The organism is Clostridium sp., assembly GCF_017888565.1.
GTDB lineage: Bacteria > Bacillota > Clostridia > Clostridiales > Clostridiaceae > Clostridium.
The window spans coordinates 45,221-66,873 of record NZ_JAGHFX010000028.1 but is presented as its reverse complement, the minus strand read 5'-3'; the positions used below and the strand labels follow the sequence as shown (position 1 = coordinate 66,873).

General features: G+C 26.5%; 22 protein-coding genes and 2 pseudogenes. 4 read left to right on the top strand and 20 right to left on the bottom strand.

Annotated features, from left to right (window positions below; translation table 11 throughout):
- Positions 1–267: 267 nt before the first annotated feature.
- On the bottom strand, positions 268–915 hold the full coding sequence (locus J7M87_RS05210) for a DsbA family oxidoreductase (protein ID WP_291649323.1): 648 nt from the start codon (positions 913–915) through the stop codon (positions 268–270).
- Positions 916–962: 47 nt separating this feature from the next.
- Positions 963–1,783: pseudogene (locus J7M87_RS05205) on the bottom strand (nitroreductase family protein).
- 310 nt (positions 1,784–2,093) lie between these two features.
- Here J7M87_RS05205 and J7M87_RS05200 point away from each other — a divergent pair.
- Positions 2,094–2,969, top strand: a complete 876-nt coding sequence (locus J7M87_RS05200; RefSeq protein WP_291649322.1) for a LysR substrate-binding domain-containing protein — start codon at positions 2,094–2,096, stop codon at positions 2,967–2,969.
- 61 nt (positions 2,970–3,030) lie between these two features.
- Here the strand turns inward: J7M87_RS05200 and J7M87_RS05195 are convergent, their stop codons facing one another.
- Entirely contained in the window at positions 3,031–4,134 is a 1,104-nt protein-coding gene (locus tag J7M87_RS05195; protein WP_291649321.1) for a hypothetical protein, read from the bottom strand.
- Between the two features lie 255 nt (positions 4,135–4,389).
- Positions 4,390–4,593, bottom strand: a complete 204-nt coding sequence (locus tag J7M87_RS05190) for a heavy metal transporter (RefSeq protein WP_291649320.1) — start codon at positions 4,591–4,593, stop codon at positions 4,390–4,392.
- A 247-nt stretch (positions 4,594–4,840) separates the two neighbouring features.
- Here J7M87_RS05190 and J7M87_RS05185 point away from each other — a divergent pair, with 247 nt between their 5' ends.
- Positions 4,841–5,047, top strand: coding sequence for a DUF3955 domain-containing protein (locus J7M87_RS05185; protein WP_291649319.1), 207 nt, complete (start codon positions 4,841–4,843; stop codon positions 5,045–5,047).
- A 176-nt stretch (positions 5,048–5,223) separates the two neighbouring features.
- Here J7M87_RS05185 and J7M87_RS05180 read toward each other — a convergent pair whose 3' ends face one another.
- Positions 5,224–5,754, bottom strand: a complete 531-nt coding sequence (locus tag J7M87_RS05180; RefSeq protein ID WP_291649318.1) for a GNAT family N-acetyltransferase — start codon at positions 5,752–5,754, stop codon at positions 5,224–5,226.
- A 102-nt stretch (positions 5,755–5,856) separates the two neighbouring features.
- Positions 5,857–6,178 (bottom strand): annotated as a pseudogene (locus tag J7M87_RS05175) (acetyltransferase); the annotation flags it as partial.
- 176 nt (positions 6,179–6,354) lie between these two features.
- Between J7M87_RS05175 and J7M87_RS05170 the strand changes: the two are divergent.
- Positions 6,355–7,299 carry a hypothetical protein gene (locus J7M87_RS05170; RefSeq protein ID WP_291649317.1) on the top strand — a complete coding sequence of 315 codons (945 nt, stop codon included), beginning with the start codon at positions 6,355–6,357 and terminating at the stop codon, positions 7,297–7,299.
- A 69-nt stretch (positions 7,300–7,368) separates the two neighbouring features.
- The gene (locus J7M87_RS05165; RefSeq protein ID WP_291649316.1) at positions 7,369–7,911 is read left to right on the top strand and encodes a hypothetical protein; all 543 of its coding nucleotides are present in this window, start codon (positions 7,369–7,371) and stop codon (positions 7,909–7,911) included.
- 162 nt (positions 7,912–8,073) lie between these two features.
- Here J7M87_RS05165 and J7M87_RS05160 read toward each other — a convergent pair whose 3' ends face one another.
- The 14 genes from J7M87_RS05160 to J7M87_RS05100 form a co-directional block, all read right to left on the bottom strand.
- The gene (locus J7M87_RS05160) at positions 8,074–8,697 is read right to left on the bottom strand and encodes a DUF47 family protein (RefSeq protein WP_291649315.1); all 624 of its coding nucleotides are present in this window, start codon (positions 8,695–8,697) and stop codon (positions 8,074–8,076) included.
- Positions 8,698–8,730: 33 nt separating this feature from the next.
- Positions 8,731–9,783 carry an inorganic phosphate transporter gene (locus J7M87_RS05155; protein WP_291649313.1) on the bottom strand — a complete coding sequence of 351 codons (1,053 nt, stop codon included), beginning with the start codon at positions 9,781–9,783 and terminating at the stop codon, positions 8,731–8,733.
- A gap of 308 nt (positions 9,784–10,091) precedes the next feature.
- Positions 10,092–10,811 carry an MBL fold metallo-hydrolase gene (locus J7M87_RS05150; protein ID WP_291649312.1) on the bottom strand — a complete coding sequence of 240 codons (720 nt, stop codon included), beginning with the start codon at positions 10,809–10,811 and terminating at the stop codon, positions 10,092–10,094.
- Between the two features lie 152 nt (positions 10,812–10,963).
- Positions 10,964–11,239: a CD3324 family protein gene (locus tag J7M87_RS05145; RefSeq protein WP_291649311.1), complete on the bottom strand. Its 276-nt coding sequence runs from the start codon at positions 11,237–11,239 to the stop codon at positions 10,964–10,966.
- A 236-nt stretch (positions 11,240–11,475) separates the two neighbouring features.
- Positions 11,476–13,077, bottom strand: coding sequence for a beta-N-acetylhexosaminidase (locus J7M87_RS05140; protein ID WP_291649310.1), 1,602 nt, complete (start codon positions 13,075–13,077; stop codon positions 11,476–11,478).
- A 196-nt stretch (positions 13,078–13,273) separates the two neighbouring features.
- The gene (locus tag J7M87_RS05135) at positions 13,274–13,510 is read right to left on the bottom strand and encodes a chloride channel protein (protein ID WP_291649324.1); all 237 of its coding nucleotides are present in this window, start codon (positions 13,508–13,510) and stop codon (positions 13,274–13,276) included.
- 44 nt (positions 13,511–13,554) lie between these two features.
- Entirely contained in the window at positions 13,555–13,728 is a 174-nt protein-coding gene (locus J7M87_RS20415) for a chloride channel protein (RefSeq protein ID WP_365844600.1), read from the bottom strand.
- 76 nt (positions 13,729–13,804) lie between these two features.
- Complete coding sequence (locus J7M87_RS05130) at positions 13,805–13,948, bottom strand: hypothetical protein (protein ID WP_291649309.1); 144 nt, start codon at positions 13,946–13,948, stop codon at positions 13,805–13,807.
- A 246-nt stretch (positions 13,949–14,194) separates the two neighbouring features.
- Positions 14,195–15,709, bottom strand: a complete 1,515-nt coding sequence (locus tag J7M87_RS05125; protein WP_291649308.1) for a bifunctional UDP-sugar hydrolase/5'-nucleotidase — start codon at positions 15,707–15,709, stop codon at positions 14,195–14,197.
- A 180-nt stretch (positions 15,710–15,889) separates the two neighbouring features.
- Positions 15,890–17,146: an extracellular solute-binding protein gene (locus J7M87_RS05120; protein WP_291649307.1), complete on the bottom strand. Its 1,257-nt coding sequence runs from the start codon at positions 17,144–17,146 to the stop codon at positions 15,890–15,892.
- A gap of 18 nt (positions 17,147–17,164) precedes the next feature.
- On the bottom strand, positions 17,165–18,460 hold the full coding sequence (locus tag J7M87_RS05115; protein WP_291649305.1) for an MBL fold metallo-hydrolase: 1,296 nt from the start codon (positions 18,458–18,460) through the stop codon (positions 17,165–17,167).
- Entirely contained in the window at positions 18,444–19,262 is an 819-nt protein-coding gene (locus tag J7M87_RS05110; RefSeq protein WP_291649304.1) for a carbohydrate ABC transporter permease, read from the bottom strand. The genes J7M87_RS05115 and J7M87_RS05110 overlap by 17 nt, the downstream gene beginning before the upstream one ends.
- Positions 19,263–19,270: 8 nt before the next feature.
- The gene (locus J7M87_RS05105) at positions 19,271–20,152 is read right to left on the bottom strand and encodes a sugar ABC transporter permease (protein WP_291649303.1); all 882 of its coding nucleotides are present in this window, start codon (positions 20,150–20,152) and stop codon (positions 19,271–19,273) included.
- The gene (locus J7M87_RS05100) at positions 20,152–21,222 is read right to left on the bottom strand and encodes an ABC transporter ATP-binding protein (RefSeq protein WP_291649302.1); all 1,071 of its coding nucleotides are present in this window, start codon (positions 21,220–21,222) and stop codon (positions 20,152–20,154) included. The genes J7M87_RS05105 and J7M87_RS05100 overlap by 1 nt, the downstream gene beginning before the upstream one ends.
- Positions 21,223–21,653 lie beyond the last annotated feature (431 nt).

The following is a 21,653-nucleotide window of genomic DNA, read 5'->3' as shown; positions in this document are numbered from 1 at the left end:
TATTTTAAATTCTGCACTATAAGCTTTGTGCTTTATTGACATAAAAAATCACCCCATTATGTAGATTGTACACGACCTTTTATTGACTGTCTACATAATGGGGGTAAGACCAAAACGCGAGCCCCTTTCAAAGCATTGATTTTACTTGCTTAAAAGAGTTTTTAAACTTAATTAGAAATTTTTATATATGCATAAAACTAAATATTTTAATAAAATTTTGCTCTTGCTAAAACCATTTAAAATTAATATATTTTATATAAACTTTTATTAAATTAAAGATTTTTCATCTTCGCTTAATTTCTTTAAAACTCTTAAAAATAATTCTGTAGGTTGAGCTCCTGAAACTGTGAATTTTTCATTAAATATAAAGAATGGTACTGCATTTATTCCGTAACGCCCTGCCATATCTTCATCTCCTCTTACTAAATCACTATATTTATTGCTATTTAACACACTTATTGTTTCTTCTTTATTTAATCCAACACTCTCTGCTATTTCAGCCAAGGTATTAAAATCACTTACATTTTTAGAATCTGTAAAATATGCTTTAAATAAAGCTTCTGTCATTTCCTCCATCTTACCATACTCTTTTGCAAAATGAATCATTCGATGCGCATCAAAAGAATTTGTTGGAACTAAAGTATCAAAGTTATATTCTAATCCTAATTCTTTTGCTTGATTTACTATACTATTATTATTTAGCTTAGCCTCTTCATAAGTAATTCCATACTTACTAGCAATAAGTTCATGTATGTTCTTATCATTATGCTTTGGTGCACTAGGATTTAATTCAAAACTGCGATATATAACTTCTATGTCTTCCTTTTTATCGAAACTCTCTAAAGCTACTTCAAATTTACGTTTTCCTATATAACAAAATGGACAAAATATATCTGACCAAATTTCAACTTTCATTTTCACTACTCCTTACTATATAAAATTCTCATATAATTACCTTTTTATTACATCCAATTTATTTCTGCATTTTTTCTTGGTGTTGTTCTTGAATATTTTATATTTGGATATCCAATAACCATACAAGTTACAATTTGTTTATTTTCATCTAAACCTAAATAATTCATTATCTTTTTATTTCCTTGCGCTGCTCTAATAAAGAATCCGCTAAAGAATGTTCCAAGTCCTAATGCATTAGTCATAAGTTCCATATTTGAAGATGCAAGAGCTCCATTTACTTGTGAATTAGATAACACAAGTATTACCGCTGGCGCATTAAAGAATAATTTATCACCTTTTTTCGGATCGACTTTATAATCTTCATACATTTGTACCCACATCTCTGCATAAGTTTTAAATTTCATAGTTTCTTCTGTTAAATTATTAAGTATTCCTTGTCCCATTTGACTTAAACTTTCTAAAGTCATTTCTCTTAATTCATAAATTCCATCTTTTATAACTATATAAGATACATCTTGGCTATTACTTCCTGTTTGTGTAAACCTACCTGCTTCAATAATTTTTAAAAGCTTTTCAGTTTCAACATCCTTATTTTTAAAGTTTCTTATACTTCTTCTAAACTTAATAAAATTAAGTAAATTATCCTCATTTATTTCAAAATCTTCTCTATTGTAGTCTTTCACATCTTCCATATTATATTCATCTGTTGAAACTGCATTTTTAGGACAGACCGCTATACAATGACCACATTTAATACAAGTTATATTATTTATATTAGCTTTACCATCAACTAAATTTATATCGCTCACTATACAATCATTAACACATAAACTACATCCAATACATTTTTTTTATCTACTATCATCATAATATATTCCCCCAGTTTCTTTTGACATAACTATAAATAAATTTTATAATTATTTTATTTAATAAATTTAACTCTAAAATTCATATTGTGATTATATCATTATAAAGTAAGATATGTCTAATTGATAATTTTTATAAATCCATAACTAATAGTTATAGTTTTGTGTCATTAATATGACTTTAATATGACTTTTGAAACTGCTCATATTATAACAATTATTAACTAAGACACTGTTATCCTAGCTTTAATATTAAATCCGACTAGCTAATTTTATAAATATATTAATGTATATTATTTTAAGGAGATTAAAATGAACCTACAACAATTAGAATATTTTAAAACAATAGCTGAAACTGAAAATTTTACATCTGCGTCTAATTTATTATCCGTAAGTCAGCCTGCTTTAAGTAAAGCAATTTCAAAACTTGAGGAAGAATTAGAAGTTCCTTTATTTGAAAAAAGTGGTCGTAACATTAAGTTAACAAGATTAGGAAAAATATTTTTGACTCATACAAAGGCTGCATTGCTTGAGATAAACAAAGGTATAAAAGAGTTAAAAGAAATAACCAATCCTAATACAGGTAGTATTTCTATATCTTCTACATCTAGCATAGGAACATATTTTATGCCTTTTATAATAAGTACTTTCTTAAATAAAAATCCAAATGCTAAATTTCAATTTAATCATGAATCAGTAAAAAATATAATATGTGATTTAAAATCGAGAAAAATAGATTTAGGATTTTATGAATGTATAGAACACATTAATATACCTTCTGAAATTGAATCAATCCCTATAAGAAAAGAAGAATATGTATTGATAGTTCCTAAAAATCATTATCTCTCAAGTAGATCCGAAATATCTTTGAAAGAATTAAAAAATGAATCCTTCGTTGCTTTTTGTATAGACAATAAAGATAAGATGATTTCATACTCTGAATTCTTAGGTTATATTCCTAAAATATCAATAAGACCTAGTGAAGCAAGTATGCTGGAAGGTTTAGTTGCGGCAGGCGCTGGAATATCAATAGTTCCAAATACACCAATTATAAACACAAATTCTATATCTATCTTAAAGATAAAAGAAAAAATTAAAGATAAAACTATTTATATGGGATGGCTTAAAAATGCTTATATGTCACCTATATCAAAAACATTTAAAGATTTTGTAATTTCATCTATTTAAAAGTAAAAAAGAATCTATAAAATCATTAAAACAGTTAATATAGATTCTTTTAAACTTTTAATTATAATAAATTACTTTTCCCAATATAATCTTCTATTTTTCTTATAAATTTCTTATAATGATCTTTATTATTAAATGCTCTTTTAGGAATTATAGATATAAGTCTACTTTCTTTTGTCACAAAAAAATAATCATTATATTCCTTTAAAACTAGGTCCTTACTCCAGTTTAATCCTATACAAATATCCTTATTATATGTATAAATTCCATTGTCATTTATAAATGAAACTTGATAATTAGATTCTAGCTCTTCATTATCTTTATTAATAAATAATTTTTTTATCAAAGTCTTCTTTATTAACAAAAAAATACCAACCAACTCAAAAGCAGTTAAAGCTATAACTATTAATAAAAATATCATTTTTTTATTTTCGAAATAAGAAAGCATAAAATAAATAGCAACTAAAGTTAATAATTGTATTATTATAAACGGTAATATAACTTTAATTATTATATTTATAACTCTTTTTTGAAAAAATAAATACTTTATGGATATTTTTATATCTTTAATATCTAATGTGAATTTATTAGTATAAATATTTTTATCACCTAAATATATATTAGTATTATTATCATTAATTTTCTTAATTTCTTCTATAAATCTATCGTATTCATTTAATACCCTTAAAGGAATATATATATTATTTTTATCATTTTTATAAGAAATAATAAGAAACAAATCATCTTCCTTTACTTGACTAATACTACTAACTTTAAACATTATACTTTCCGTAGAAGAAAAATAACTAAATATATTATCTTTTACTATTACCCTTTTCTCATCCTTCTCATTAATTTGAAACTTATAATTTATTTTATCAATATATTTTTTATAACTATTACTAGTTTTCTTCGAAAGCCCTTTAACTCCAAAATAAAGAATTAAATTTATTATAGTAGAAAAAATTGACCAAATAAAAATGAATAATATATTGCCAACCATAAATACTGCAGGTATTAAATATATACTTATCATCAAAATAATCAAAATTATCCTTCTATATTTTTCTATATTTATCTTTATACTAGGATCTTCATTTTTTTCTGTGTTAATATTTAAAAATCTAATATATTCTTCCTCAGTAAATTTAAACGTATAATCCATATCATCACCACCATTATTAGTATACAAAATATATATTTATATAATATTATATATTTTAAATATATTTTTTGCAAAATATATCTATAAACTACAAATATAAAAATTCTATTTAAACATATGTTTTAAGTAATAATAAATTATTTTTTCTAGATAAAAATAAATATTATTTAAATTAACAAAGGTAACTTCTTCTTATATAGAATATAAAAAAGTAGTATATAAATTTATAACACTATATACTACTTTTTTTACTAATTATTCAATTGTATGCCCTGAATTTTCTATACAAGTTTTTATACTTTGTTGTGTAGCAGATTTATTATATATTACTTCAACAGAACCTCTTGCCATATCTACACAAACTTGATTAACACCTTCAACTTTTTCTAATGAATTTTTTAACTGTGTTTTCATATTTTCATTTGCTATTCTACTAATGTTACAATGTAATCTTTCCATATTATATCTCCTTTCAAAATTGATACAAATATAGTATGTCCAAAATGTATTAGTATATATTCTATAACTCTTAACAATTACATTTTATCATCCAATTCACTTTAGAATTCCTTTTGAATATTAAAACAATAAAATATTATTGTTTATCAATAATATTTTATTGACTTTTATAGTTTTATATACTATACTCTATTTGTAAAATTGCTAGCATTTTTAATTATAAATTAAGTTTTATGGAGGTTTTAACATGAAAAAATATATAATATCTTTAACATCATTTATACTATCAATATCTTGTATTATTGCATTTAATATTATTGGAAGTGACGTTGCTCCAGATGGTACTCTTATGGAGCCATTTTTCCTAATACCACTTTTTTATATTTTTCTATTTATAGGAATAATTTCACTATTTATATCTTTTATATGGAATTTTAAAAAGAATTATAAGTAATTATTATTAGCAACTAGTTTATAGAACTTATTAAATTGATATCTTACCATGAATATAAAAACCTAGATATTATAAAATCTATTAATAATTATAATATCTAGGTTTCTATATATGTAATATTATTGTTTTAGTTCTATTAATAATAATTTAATTTATCTTTGCCTAAAAATCTTTTATTAGTCACTATATCTCATTACTTCATCTTGTAAAAATTTATTAAACTCATTATATTCTAATAAATCTAACTTTCTTTTATAGCTTAAAACTTTTAAATTGTGTCCTTTATAGCCCTTTCTATAGGGAGGATGTATATGAACAATATTATTTAGTTTAAATCCTATGTTTTCATAAAACATAAGTCTCCGTTTTGAAATTTCATCTACAATAGGATCAATCTCTAAAATAATAGTTTTATTATCATCACAAAAATCCTGTAAAATCTTTGAACCATATTTTTTTCCACGAAGATACTCATTTATAGCAAAATGTTCTATATATTTATAATTTTTATATTCCCAATAAAATAATATTCCTACTAGGGTTTCATCTTCAAAATAAGTTTTACAATTAAATCTATCATTTTTTATTGCATCTATTTGATTAGATAATATCCGCCTCTCAAAAATAGGAAAGCTACTATTATATAATTCCCATATTTCTTCCCAAATACTATCATGTATACATCTTACAATCTTGCTATTGATCATTATTATACCTCCAAATACTAATAAATTCATATAATGCTTTTTTATTCTATACTTCTTATCCTATTTAAATCAGAGCTACATAACACATCTAAATTTTTATAAATCTTCTATTGCAGGAGTTGATTTCTCCCATCCATTCCCCATAATATTAAATGGATAAGTAGTTACACTATTCATCCTATGATTTGCACCATTCATAATAGATTCTACGCCACTTGCAATAACACAAAATTTCCCTATAACTAACTTATCACCAATAAACTCATAATGATGAGTTCCATGCTTTTCAAATTCTTCTCATGAAAAATAAGAATAATCTCCAACTTCAATATTAGGATTTTTTATAGTATTTTTTATAAAGCATACTGTTTTAATATTTTCATCTGGCTATATCATTTGGATTTGGGCCTAAACTTTTTGAAATAAAATCCTCCTGCTAAATATTCACCTTTTTGATTAATATTACATAAATTGTATAATATTAATTTCATAATGTAAATATGAATTATTATGCGATTATATTTATTAATCGATACTCAATCTAGTTATTGGTATAATAATGAATAATTTAAGAATTTAAAATGAGAGGAGTACTTGCTAATGAAAGATAAACTACTTTTAGGTCTTGCAGAATTAACGCATTTAAATCCTATCAATAAACATGACTTTTTATTTGGATTATATAGGGGATATAATATTTCAATAAGCTCAATTAATTATATATATTATATTGATTTTCCTATAAAACTTACTAATGAATTTGAAGTAGATAAAATTAATTCTTTCCTTAATGATTTAACAAAAGAATTTAAAAAACTTAATTATGCATCCTATAAGCCTTCTAGTATTCAGCTGCAATATAATCCAAGCTATAAAAAATATAGAAGTCCAGAAATAATATTATCCATATTAAATAAACTTATAGATTTTTCTATTATGAATAACTTTGTGACTGGATGTAGCTCTTGTGGAGAAAATACGGAAGTATCACCATTTTTACTAGGCACTACTGTTATTCCTTGCTGCAAGAATTGCCAATTGGAAATTACAAACTCTATAAGTGAAAATCAAAATAGCCTAAAAAATGTAAGTAATAATATAGTTGGTGGAATTGTAGGCGGATTTATAGGTGCTTTACTTGGATCTCTAGTTTGGATCTTGATATACCAAATGAATTATATAGCTGCAATTGCTGGACTAGCTATTGCTATATGTTGCATTAAAGGCTATCAATTACTTGGTGGAAAGCTTAATATAACGGGAATTATTATCACATCTATAATAACTATTATAATGATATATTTAGCTAACCACATTTCGTTAGCTATAGATATTTATTCAGAATTTAAAACCTATTATAAAATAACATTCTTCGACGCATTAAAATCTGTTCCAGATTTTTTATCGGAACCTTCAATTAAAGTCGAGTTTATTAAAAATTTACTTATTGGTTATCTCTTAACATTTATTGGCTCTGCATCATATATTAAAAAGTCCTTTAAAGATGCTAATTTTAAGATAAGAGCTGAAGAAATAGAGTTATAAAAAACTAAAATAAAGTAAATCAATTTTATTATGTTTCATATACTAATATTGTTATTACTTTATTGGTAGGTGATTAAAATTAAACTCTACGATGGAATAAATATAAATGAATTACAATTACTTGGTAGTGGAACTCAAGGAAAAGTGTACAAAATAGGTACAGAAAAATGCATAAAAATTTTTAAAAAGAAACAATCTTGTAGAAACGAAATACAGACTTTACTTATGGCTCAAGCAAATCCACATTTCCCTAAAATTTATTCATATGGTAAAAAACATATAATAAGAGAATATATAGATGGAATTGAATTAAATAAATACTTGTTATCACATCCTCTTACATCAGATATTTCAAGTAAAATCATTGATATTTATGACGCCATGTATTCTATAGGATATGCACGATTAGATTCTGCTTTATTTCATATATTTTTAACACCATTAAATGATATTAAACTTATTGATACTGCAAAGGCTATGAAGAAAAAAAGAGTATATCCTAAATTAATCATTAAAGGATTAGACAATCTTGGATACAAAGAAGAATTTTTAAATTTTGTTCAAGTTGAAAGACCTGAAATTTATGCTAGATGGTTAAAATATTGTAAATAAATCTGATGTTGTTTTGCATCCAATTGCTTTGTATCTTTTCTCGGTAATATATGTAAATAAGAAATATATTGAAGTAAGTTCAGTAACATCTTAAAAATAAATAAATTTGAAATAGAGTAAGGCTGTTGAAAATCAACAGCCTTTTATTATATCTTATATATTTTATGAATTCTTCATTATTACACTTTCAACTACATTTGCTGCTGTTTCGCAAGCATCACAACATCTTTCAAAATACTTGAAAGTATCTGTCCATGTCATTAATTCAATAGGATCCTTTGAAGTAGTATAAAGATTTCTTATACTCATAGTATATAACTTATCACCTTCCTCTTCTAATCCATTTATATTTACTATTAACTTTTGTATTTCTTGCGACTTCTTATAATTACGGAATTCTTTCATTAATCCCTTTAATTCATTACAATTTTTGATTATTACATTAGCAAAGTCTAAAGCTTCTTTTCTCATAGAACTAATATTAAACATATATATTCTTGCTAAGATATCTTCTATAGCATCTGTTACATTATCAATTTCATGAGCTAATTCTGCAATATCTCCTCTTTCAATAGGTGTAATAAATTCCTTAACTAATTTATCCATCATATCATGCTTTTTTAAATCTGCAGAATGTTCAATCTTATGCATTTCTTCTATTTTCTTTTCCATTTCAGTTGCATCAAAGTTTAATAAAGTATCATGAAGTAAATTTGCTGCACTACATGAATAATCTACTAACTCAGATAACATTTCAAAATAATCATTTCCTTTTTTACTTGCCATTTTTAATCCTACTCCTTTGTAGTTTATATTTTATTAAAAAATCCAAATGAAAAATTTTGCCATTAAAAATCCGATAATACCACAACCCGGAAAAGTAAGAACCCATGTCCAAACCATTTCCTTAACAACTCCCCAGTTTACAGAGCTTACTCTCTTCGCTGCGCCAACTCCCATTATTGAAGTTGTTTTAGTATGAGTTGTACTTACAGGAATTCCTGTTACTGAAGAAATAAGAAGGCATCCCGCTGCAGCTAGGTCTGCTGAAAACCCTTGATATTGCTCCAATTTAACCATATCCATACCAACAGCTTTTATAATTTTGTATCCTCCTATAGAGGTGCCTAAAGCCATAACTAAAGAACAAACTATCATTAACCATACTGGAATTACAAAACTTTCAACACCACCTTGTCCATTTGCTAAGAATATTCCAAGCATAAATACTCCCATAAATTTCTGACCATCTTGAGCTCCATGCATAAATGCCATTGCAGCTCCTCCACCAATTTGTGAGTATTTAAAGAAACTCCTTGTCTTTCTACGATCAAAACCTTTAAATATAAATTCTATAATCTTAACTGTTATCCAACCCATAGCAAATCCTAATCCTGTAGAAAGTACTAATCCATATACTACCTTTATCCACTCTCCACCATTAATTCCGCTAAATCCACCTTGCAGAGCAATTGCAGCACCTGAAATACCAGCAATTAATGCATGACTTTCACTAGTAGGAATTCCAAAATACCAAGCTGTAGTTGCCCAAACTACTATAGCAAATAATGAAGCACATAAAGCAACTAATGCATCACTAGAATTACCACCAAAATCTACCATATTATATATAGTTTGTGCAACATTAGCATTTATCATAGTCATTACAAAAACACCAAGAAAATTAAAAACTGCTGCCATTAATATAGCAGCACGAGGGCCTATTGCTCTTGTAGATACACATGTTGCAATAGCATTAGGCGCATCTGTCCATCCATTTACCAAAATTACACCTAAAGTTAAAATTACTGTTATTAATAATGCCGGATTATCTACTACTTGTCTTAAAAATTCAAAGAAAGAAATAGTCATGAAATATCCCCTTTCATTTTTATGTTAATTTTTAGTAAATATATGGTATAAAATCTAGTTTTTATATCATAAATAAATATATAATATCCAGAATTATAATAATATTATTCATAAAAATTTTACAATGTGATTATATAATATTTAATCTTAAAAATACACAGTTTATACCACTAAATCCGTGTTAAATTCTCGTTAAATGGAAAAACACTGTAATAATGACAGTTTCAAAAGATTAAATTAATTAATGTTAAATTTCCGTTAAAACACCTACGTAAAACCATTTTTTTCATCAATATTATATATTTTTACTAGATTTTCATAAGGCATTCTCTAATATTTCTTGTATATACTCCATCATGATAACATATTATTTTTTCTATATCATAATCTAATAGTTTTCTTATAGAACTCTTGGCTTTATCCATATCTAATGTATATTGAGGATTTGCAATAACTAAATCCTCCTTCTCAATTACTAAAGCATCTCCTGCTATTAATGTTTTACTCTCATTTAAATATATAGATATATGTCCTGGCATGTGCCCTGGAGTTTCAATTATTTCTATACCTCCACACCAATTAAATTTATCTTTATCTTTCACAATTCTATCTACAGTAATACTTTCTATAGATTCAAGCATATGTTGAAATTTCTTCGCTTTCTCTTTACCTTCTTCTGGAATAGTATCATATATAAATTCTGCTTGCCTCAATCTTAATGATTTTTCTTTTCCACTTATATACCTTTCTTCAATATATGATGACACTATCTCTATATTAGGGTATTTTCTTTTAAAATCTCCTAATGATCCCATATGATCATAGTCATGATGAGTTATAATTATTTTGGTCAGCTTATCCAAATTAATTCCCTTCTTTCTAGAACACTCCTCTATTAGTGATAAAAAGTTTGGATATCCACAGTCGATTAAAATTATGTTGTTATCATCACTTAATATTACTGGGAAAATTGTATTAGCTCTTCCCTCTAACTTAAAACTAATATCTAACGCTACTACTCTATTCATCTTTACTTCACTCCTTGAAAATACTTTATACACGATAATACCATTTAATAAATTTATATAACAAGTTTAAAAATACTTCTGAATAGATTTTGATTATAATAAACAAAAAAATGATACCTATACAGAAATTATATAAGTATCATTATCAAAATTTATATTATATTTTTTTGTTCTCTAATTATTCTTCTAATACTACTTTCAGTAAGATAATAATATTTTGTAAGCTCTTCAATAGACATTCCTTTAATATATTTATATAAAATCTCTCTATTTCTTTGATTTAATTCAGCTTTCAATCCACTTTGAGATCCCCAAGCTCTTCTTTTTTCAGGCTTTGCAGGAATATATAAATATCCTCCGTCTACATATTCTTGAATTATTCTAATAATCTCTTCTGGTAATATATCTTGTGCTTTTTTATATTTCATACTTATTGCTCCTATCTACTACTTAATTCATAAATAAAAAGCAAAGACTGCATATGCACAAAACATTCAAACCGTATTTATATTCTTGATACGGCTCTGAACAAAATTGTAATAATAAATTTTACAGTCTTTGCCCAGAGCCTAATCTAATAACTAATTCTACTCTTTTACGCATAAAAATTCTCCTTTTTCTATAATATACTATCATTTTAACATAAAGTTTTAATTAATATACTCTATTTTTCTTTCCATATACTATTATCTCTATAGTAATTTATACCTTGATTTGTAAGTCTTTCTCCTTGCTTTTCTAATCTAATTTTATATTCATCCCAGTTTCTAAGTTCTTTAGGCGTCCAGGCAATTTCAGCATAGCCTAGTAATCTTGGATATATCATAAAATCCATTTGTTCTACAGTTGAAATAGTCTCCGTCCACAATGGAGCTTCTACCCCAAGAATTAAATCCTTAGGCGCATATTCTGTAGGGTCCCATCTATATGCAGTTTCTATGGGAATATATCCTGCCCATGTTAATCCATAAGGTGTATTCTCGTTATACTTCATATCTAAGTAAGCTTTTGATGCAATTGAAATTATCATTTTCATCTTTTTTTCTCTAGCTGCTTCATTTGAATCCTTCCAATTTTGTAATATTACACTTGAATCTATTTCTGGAGCAGTGTCAATCGGATCCCATCCAATTGGAGTTTTCCCATATCTTTGAACTATTTTAGTTACTCTTCCCACAAAATAATCATAATCTTCCTTCTTAGTGCTATCAGCCTCATCTCCTCCTATATGAAAATATTTAGAAGGTGATATTGCTGAAACTTCTCTAATTACATCATCAAGAAACTTATATGTTTCTTCACTATGAGTCATGAAAGAACTAAACCCTACATCTGTTCCTGTATATAGTGGTCTCCTTTTCCCATCTGGGTTTAAAAATCCATAAGAGGCCAATGCCGCATTGCTATGTCCTGGCATATCAATTTCAGAAATTATTTCTATGTACCTATCAGCTGCATATTTAACTATACTTTTAAATTGCTCCTGCGTATAGTATCCTCCTTGGCCACCACCTACCTCTGTACTTCCTCCTATAAGCGTAAGATCTGGATATTTCTTTATTTCTATACGCCATCCTTGATCATCAGTAAGATGTAAATGAACTTTGTTTATTTTATATTGTGATGCATAATCTATTTGACGTTTAATCTCATCTTCAGTGAAAAAATGTCTTGCAACATCAATCATTAATCCTCTATATTGATATTCTGGTTTATCATTTATTGTAGATACAGGAATACTCCATTCAACATTAGTAATTAATGTACTTTTTTCAATATCAGCAGGTAATAGCTGCCTCAATGTTTGAATTCCTCTATAAACCCCTTCTGGCTTATATGCTATTATCTTAACATTTTCAGAAGTGCTTATCATTTGATATCCTTCATTTCCTTGAGCTTCTTCTCCTCCAATAGTTGTTAAATAAATACCTGAATTCGGAGGATTTTCACTCTTCACAATCTTTAACTCAAATCCCGTTGAAGGTTTTAATTTTTCTCTTAGTAATTCTGCGATTCTACTAAGTTCCTCTGTTTCTGCTTCATTATTTCCTTTTACATAAATTGAAGTGTCCTTAGTAATCAAAAATTTCCCTGTTCCCTTTTCATAACTCAATGGCTTTGGAATAATATAATTATTACCATTTTCTGCTCCATATACTGAATGTACTTCTTCTTTATTTTTATAGATAATTATTGAAGAAGATATTAATATAGTTAGTACACTTAAAGAAATAAATTTCCCAAATTTAATAGACATATTCTTCATTAGTTCACCTTCCTTATATTTATTATAGATATATATTATATACATTTAATGTTAAGTATATATCCCTTCATTATTATCTTATAACCTAAAATTCAAAGTATATACTACAGTTTAATCAAAATAATCTTAGCAAAAATTAATCATTTTTTTATTATATTTTCTTAAAGCATTTTTTATTTTTCTTATGTCATTTTCTTCAAGTTAAAATATCATGGAATCCGGAAATTATGTAACTAACTATCATAAAAATCATAATTGCTACCATTTCTTCTCCGCCGAAGTATTCTAATGACATTGCTATAGATGTAATAGGCAATGAAGTTGTACTACAAAAAACACCTATCTTTCCCAATGCTGTAGAAGATTCTAACGATATATTAATAAATTTAGCAATCCAACTTCCCAATGCTGATCCTACAAAAAATGTTTGAATAAATGCTTAATAATGAAATTTACCTTTTAACACTAATTCCCTCCCTAAAATTGCTCCTGCAAAAGGACATCATATATTACTCCAAAAGCACTTCCTACGCCACATATTACTAGAGTTCTTTGTTCATCATCTGTCAAGTTAAATTTTCTTGCTATAAAATCTCCTAAAGTTCCTCCAATTGCTACTACCGAGCCCTTTTTTTCCAGCAGAAGCAGCACAAAATGTAGTTAATAGAGACCCTATAAATACTACAACTATCATGTAAAAAGGAATATCTTTAGCTACAGATTGAACTTATAATTTTAATAAAATTTCCCCTGAGTATGCATTTCTCTTTGTTTTTAAATACATAATTGTTATTAGTAATACTGCAATTGGTAAAAAGTATATTAAGTACTCATGTTCTTTTCTATAGCTATTTGCAGACTTTAAAAGCATATTATATACTCCAACTATTAACCCTATAGAAATAGCCATAGCAACACTTAAATATTTTTCGTATTAAATTATATTAATCTTGATTTTCTTCGGTATTAACTTGTTAGATCATATTCTCCTTGTTATTTTCATAAATCTTGATAAGCTTTATTATTTGATATTATAAAAAATAATTCCTATATTTTAATTTCAAAAAAGTTCAAGGATATTATAATTTTATAATACCCTTGAACTCTAAATAATATATTAATATTTAATTATATAACTGCTACCAGACGGAACGTCTACTTCATGATTTCTTTGGAAATAATCTATTATAAGCTCACTCATATCCATATTTATTTCCTTAACAACTTCCGCATTTTCATAGGCTGGATAAATAGCTGTATTACTTGCACGATAATTATTTAAAACTATTGTGTAATCTTTATTTAAATCTAGTTTTTCTCCATCCTTTTTCATTGAAATAACACGATTTCCAAAATCTTTATTTAAATCTATTTCATAAGTTAAACCTGCAAAGGTATCATAATTATAGTTCTGTACCTTTGGTACTAAGAACTCCTTATTAATTTTAACTTCATTATTTTCTAAAACAAAATATGTGGCACTCTTTTCAATTGCTTCTTTAATTTTACTGCCTTTAACTTTAAGTACCTTTAATGTATTTGGATATGGATAATTAATTAGTACATCTCTAATTGAAACATTTTTCTTAAACCCAATAGCAGTATCAAATAATGATAAAGCTGAGAAGTCCGCATTAGAAATACTTAATTGAACTTCATGTAAGAAGTTTATAAAAGGATGTCCCTTAAGTCTTGCAATAAATATATCATCTAAAATTATATCATTTTTAAAATATCCTATTTCCCTATCTAAATACTCTTGTAATTCTTCATTTAAATTAGTAAATCTCTTTTCTAAATCAGCATTAATTTCACCATCTAGTTTTGATACATCTATTAATTCATAACTTGCTTCTTTAGTCTCTGTGTCTATAACTATCTTTGTAAAATTTTGACCATTATGCATAGGTTGTGTGCATATTACTCCATTTACTTTTGTTATAAAAGATCTATGTTGATGCCCGCTTAAAACTATATCTATAGAATCATAGGTTTCTAATAACTCACTAGCTTGATTTTCTTTTGTTAATTTTTCTGTAGGAGTATTATTTCCATCTAAACTCTTTTCAAAGCCTCCATGGTAACAAACTATTATCATATCAGACTTTTCTTTCAATTCCTTTTCATATTGTCCATAGACCTTAACTGGATCTAAGAATTCTAAGTTTTCTATATTCTTTTCTTGTTCCCAATTTGGTATAAATGAAGTTGTAAATCCTATACATCCTATCTTAAACCCATTAAAGTCAAAAATTCTATAAGGTTTGCTATTAAATGCTAAACCTTTAATATTTGAATTTACTATCTTATCAGAAACTATTTTATAGGCAGTATTTAAATAATCTAATCCATAATTAAATTCATGATTTCCTAAAGTATATGCATTATATCCTATATCCTCTAAAAGTTCTGTAATTGGATTAGTATTCAAATTTTGCTTAGATAGATAATGAGTTAAAGCTGATCCTTGAATTAAATCTCCACAATCTATCTTTAAAGATGCATCATAGTTCTTTTCATCCTTTAAAATATAAGTTCCTATTTTTAATATTCCAAGAGATTTTTCAGTTACATAATTAGTTGGATATACGAACCCATGTAAATCACTTGTTTGATAAATAACTAATTTCATAGTTCCTCCTTGATATGCTATCGCACAATGTAAAATTAATAATGTAGAATTTAAAATTAAAGAAAAAACTCCTTACGGAGTTTTATGCATATGTAAATTTAATAATCACGAACGTATTATTCTACATTTTAATTTGGAGCTGCCTTTAGACAGCTCCATTTCTATAGAAATAATATTATATTACTCCCAAATTGAATTTAAAGTTGATTTAAACTCTTCTAGCTTTTTAGTTACATCTATTGTAGTATCAGCTAATACTGACTCTAAAATTGTACCAGCTTCACGATATGCAGCATCAGCACCACTTATTACAGGGTTTGTATATAAGTTTTTAGTTGCATCTGCTAATATTGGAGCTATTAAGCTTCCAGAGTTTTTATATTCTTCTGATTCAATAGCACTTTGTCTTATTGGCATATATCCAGTTTCAGAAGCCCATTGAATTTGTTTTTCTTTGCTAGTTAAGAACTTTAAGAATTCATATGCAGCAGTTTTTTGTTCTGCTGTAGCACTTGAGAATACATATAAATCAGTACCTTGTTGAAGTGATGCATTTGTTGGATATGGTGCAGCACCTACTTTAAACTTATCACCAACACCTTGTTTAACGAAGTTTTCACCTGCATTTGAACCAACATACATACCTACAGTTTCATTTGCAAATGGTCCTGATAAATATTTATCTGTTCCAGCTATTCTAAAGTATCCTTCTTTTACACCTTCTAAGTAATAATTAACTGCTTTAACTGATGCATCGCTTGTAACATCAAAGTTATTATCAAAAGTTTGGCCTTCTGACTTTAAGAAAGTAGTATAATAAGTATTTAATGAATCAAATCCAGCTCCTGGAATACCTTTTTTATCTTTTATTTCTTTTGCAACTTTTACAAGTTCATCATAATTTGTTGGAGGTGTTAAATTTAATTCATCAAACAATGTTTTGTTATACCAAATAACTTCTGTTGACTTATTAAATGGCATTCCATATATCTTTCCATCTATTTTTGCTGCTTCTCTAAGACTTGGTAATATATCATCATAATTATCAAACTTAAGAGTTTCATTTTCTATGTATGGAGTTAAGTCAGTAACTAACCCATCTTGTATAGGATTAAACATCCAGTCAGGATATGCTTGTGTAAGTGTTGGTAAATCCTTTGGACTTGCAACAGTTGCAGTTATTTTTTGTTGTAAGTCTGGATAACTTGATTGATTTTGTAAAGTTACCTTGATATTAGGATTTTGAGTAGTAAACTCATCTGTTAATTTTTGTAGAGACTTTTCTAAATCCCCACTCATAGCATGCCAGAATGTTATTTCTACTGGATTAGTTATTTCTGTTACTATGTCCTCATTTTTTGATTCAGCACCTTTAGTAGAACATCCTGTTAATAATCCTACTGATAGGGCTAACGCTAATAATTTTTTGAATTTCATTTTTTACCCTCCATTATTTTAGATTGTTTGTTTTTTCTCTGGTAATAGTCTATCTCCAGATTCATTATAAAGTTTTTCAGGACGATATGAATGAATTGGAACTAATAACTTAGGTTTAATTAAGTTAATTATCTTGATTAAATCATAAGGATGAGCATGCCCACTACATGAAACTCTTTCAAATTTAATATTCATTTCTTCAAATTTGTTTACAAATGGTGTGTATGCAGGATCAAATTCACCTAATGGTACTGCATTTGAGTGAATATAGATTCCATCTTCTTTTAATTTATCCATATGTTCAATGGCAAGTTTGTCTAATTGCCAGAAAAAGCTACCTTCATCATTTAATAAATCTTCAAATTCAATTTTAAGATTTCCATCTAATCCATAATCTCCATTATCTAATTGATAATAATAAGATTCATATCCAGTTGCTTCCTTTAGTACATAAGAATAATATGCATCTAACACAACTTTTCTTGAATTAGTTTTTATTATGTTTAAAATTCTTTCTATATTAGAAATATAGTAATTGAATGTTATTTGCTTGTTAGGATTATTATTAACAATTTCATTTATCTTTTCTATTAATTCTGGCTCATTTGTTATTTCTTTATCGCTAACATCATCATCAAAATCTTGGAAAGAAACACTTACACCTTCTATTAATAGAACATCACAATTTTCACTTTCCTTACAGAAATTTAATGTAGCTTCTTTTCTATATCCGTGAAGTCTTATATCTCCTGTATAAGATATTACTAAATCAGGAGTTTCAATTAATAAACCACATGCTCCATAAGCATCATGATCTACTGGCATTACTTTAACTTTTATTTTGCCAATTTCTATAACTTCATTTTCTTTAACTCCAACTATATCTCTTGTATTTTTTCCGTTACTCTCATGAAGAGGGAAAAGGAAATCATTATTTATATTTAGAGTATTTAATAAAGATTTAGTACCTTCTAATGTATATAGAGGTATCTCTGGATTTAAATAATTTACTATTTTTGAATGATCTAAATGCACATGTGATAAAAATACTGCTGTATTTTTAAAGTTATCTTCTTTTGATTCATACCCTTTTAGTGGAATTTTAGGATCATACATATTATTTAAATATGGAACTAAATTCTCATCTAACAATTCTTGTAAATTAGTTGGTTGTACAGGTGATTTTGGATCATACTCGCTCCCAAAATCAAAGAATATGTGACTATCTTCATACACTATTTCTATTATTGTTCCTCCAATAGTTAAAATACCATTGTGAAACGTAATCTTCGTTTTTTTATCCTTTAACGCCACTCTTAACAACTCCTCTTATGATTTGCTTTCTAAAGATTAAATATAAAATTAAAATTGGAACTATAGCAATTGTTGATGCAGCCATTTGTAAATGAACATTTGAACCACTTTCAGTAGCAAAGGAACTTAATCCATTACTTAGCAATCTCATTTCTTTACTATTTGTTACTAGTATTGGCCATAAGAATGAATTCCATCCATTAATAAAGCTTAATATACCCATTGTAAATAAAGCTGGCTTTGCTAAGGGAATTAAAATTCTATTAACAAATTCTAAATCACTACAGCCATCAACCTTTGCAGCCTTATAATAAGAAATAGGAATGCTTGTTAAGTATTCTTTTAAATAGAATATATAAAACACACTTGCTAATGATGGAACTATTAACGCTGTATATGTATCTAGTAATCCAAGCTGTGCAATTGTTTGATAATTTGTAAAAACAGTAACTTCATACGGTACCATTAGTAAAGCAGCCATAACCATTACTAAAGCATTTTTATATTTGAACTCTAATTTTACTAAAGCAAATCCTGCTAATATTGAAGTTACTATTGTTCCGATTGTTGATATTCCAGAAACTAAAATTGTATTAAAGAAATATCTAACAAAAGGAGCTTGTTCCATTGCTAAAGCAAAGTTTTCCCATTGGAACTTATCCGGAATTAACGTTGGTGGTATACTAGTTGCCTCTTGGTATGTCATTAAACTTGATAAAATCATATATACAAAAGGAAATAGTGTAATCAACGCCATAATAACGATAAATGTCTTTGATAGAACTAAATTAACTTTTTTCATCACTTCACCTACTTAGATAATCTTTTTAATATACGATTTTGAATTAATGTGAAAATTAAAATTAAACCAAATAAGATAACTGCAGCTGCCATCCCTTGTCCATAACGGTTTTCAACATAGAACTTATTAAATATGTAGAACACTGCTGTAGTAGCACTATCTGCAATACCAGCTTTTCCATTGAATATTGCAAATACTTGTGCATAAACCTTAAATGCACTAATAAAATTAACCATCAACAAAAACGTAATTATTGGTATCATTTGAGGTAATGTTATTCTAAAAAATTGTTCAACCTTTGTTGCTCCAAACATATCTGCAACTTTATAATAATTTTCATCAACATTTCTTAATCCTGAAAGTAATATAATTATATTAAATGCAAGAACTGACCATATACCAAATATAACCAGTGTTATCATACTCATATTAGGATTATCTAAAAAATTTATTGGTCCAACATTAAAGAATCCTAGTATATAATTTACAAATCCATACTCACCGTTTAATAAAAATCTAAAAACTATACCAACGGCAATTACACTTGTTAAATAAGGTATAAAAAATATAGTTTCAAAAATGTCTTTATATTTAATTCTTTCATAAATTGTAATTGCAATAAACATTGAAATAATTAGTCCAACAGGCACAACAACAAAAGCATAAATAGCAGTATTACCTAATGCTGTATGAAACTTTGGATCTGTTAAAACAATCTCATAATTTTTAAATCCATTTGACACTAAATTATTTAAAGTTCCCTTTTGAAAAGACATAATAAATGTTCTGATTAATGGTAAAACGTTAAATATCCCAACTATTATTAAAGCAGGTAAAAGAAATAACCATGCTTGTGGTGAATTTTCTGCTCTATACTTCAACTTTCTCATTAGTACACTCTAACTCCATTCTCTTGGAATATGTAGATTCCATTATAATCAATATCTAATGCTAATTCGTCACCTTCAAGAACCTTATTGCTTATATCAGTAATTGATTTTGCATTTATATCATTGACATTGAAGTTTACTATACAGTCTTTTCCTATTAATTCAACAGATTCAACTTTAACTTTAAATAATGGATTTTCACTTATTTCAAAGTATTCTGGTCTAATTCCCACAAAATACTTCTTTTCATTCAAATCTTGCTTAACTCTATCTTGATTTAATAAATTCAAATCAATATTGAAATCCTTTGTCTTTAATATATTTCCTTCTTTTTGAGCTTCAAATATATTAATTATAGGATTTCCCATAAACTTAGCTACAAATAAATTTGCAGGTTCTAAATATAAATTTTGAGGTATATCAAATTGTTGAACTATACCTTCGTTCATTAATACTATTCTATCACTTATAGATAACGCTTCTTCTTGATCATGGGTAACAAAGATAGTAGTAATCCCTATTTCTTTTACAAGCCTTCTTATTTCTTCTCTGATTTTCAGTCTTAATCTTGCATCTAAATTACTTAGAGGCTCGTCTAATAATAATATTTTAGGATTTTGAACTAATGCTCTTGTAATAGCAACTCTTTGTTGTTGCCCCCCTGACATTTCGCCTGGCTTTTTGTTAGCTAATTCTTCAATGCTTGTAATTTTCATATACTTTTTAGCTATTTCAAGCGCTTCACTTTTAGTCTTTTTTTTCTTTCCAACAGTAAGAGGGAACATAACATTTTCTAAAACTGTCATATGTGGATATAATGCATAGTTTTGAAATACTAATCCAATATTTCTATCTTTAGGATGTTTCCCAATAATAGATTCATCATCAAATTTTATATCTCCACTAGTAGGATCTAAAAGTCCTGCAATTAAATTAAGTATAGTTGTTTTACCACAACCACTAGGCCCTAAAAGACAAACAAGTTCACCATCGTTAATCTCAAGATTGATGCTCTTTAAAGCTTCATAGCCATTGTTATAAACTTTTTTAAGTTTTTCAATATGTATCATGCGCCACCTCTAGCATTTATTTTTTATGTTTTATTTTAATTTATGTACAAATATAATATACTAAACATTTTCATATCATACAACATTTATTGTTTTTTTTAACCATAAATAAAGATTTTTTAACACTTATTTAACTTTTTAGTAAGTAATTTGATAATTTGTTGAAAAAATTCAAAAATCATTGTATTCATTTTATCTACCTTTGCTTATAAACTTATACAATTAAACTAGCTTTATAATATATAGTTGCCCAAAAATCATTAAATATAATTCATATAATAAAAATCTATAATTAATTTATAAATTTTATTATTTATATCTAACATTATATTTTAATTTATTACATTATCTAATTCAAGATATTTTTTTATTCTTTAAATATTTAGCTAAACTTAGTTTTTTAATTTAAATATATTCGGAAATTATTCTTA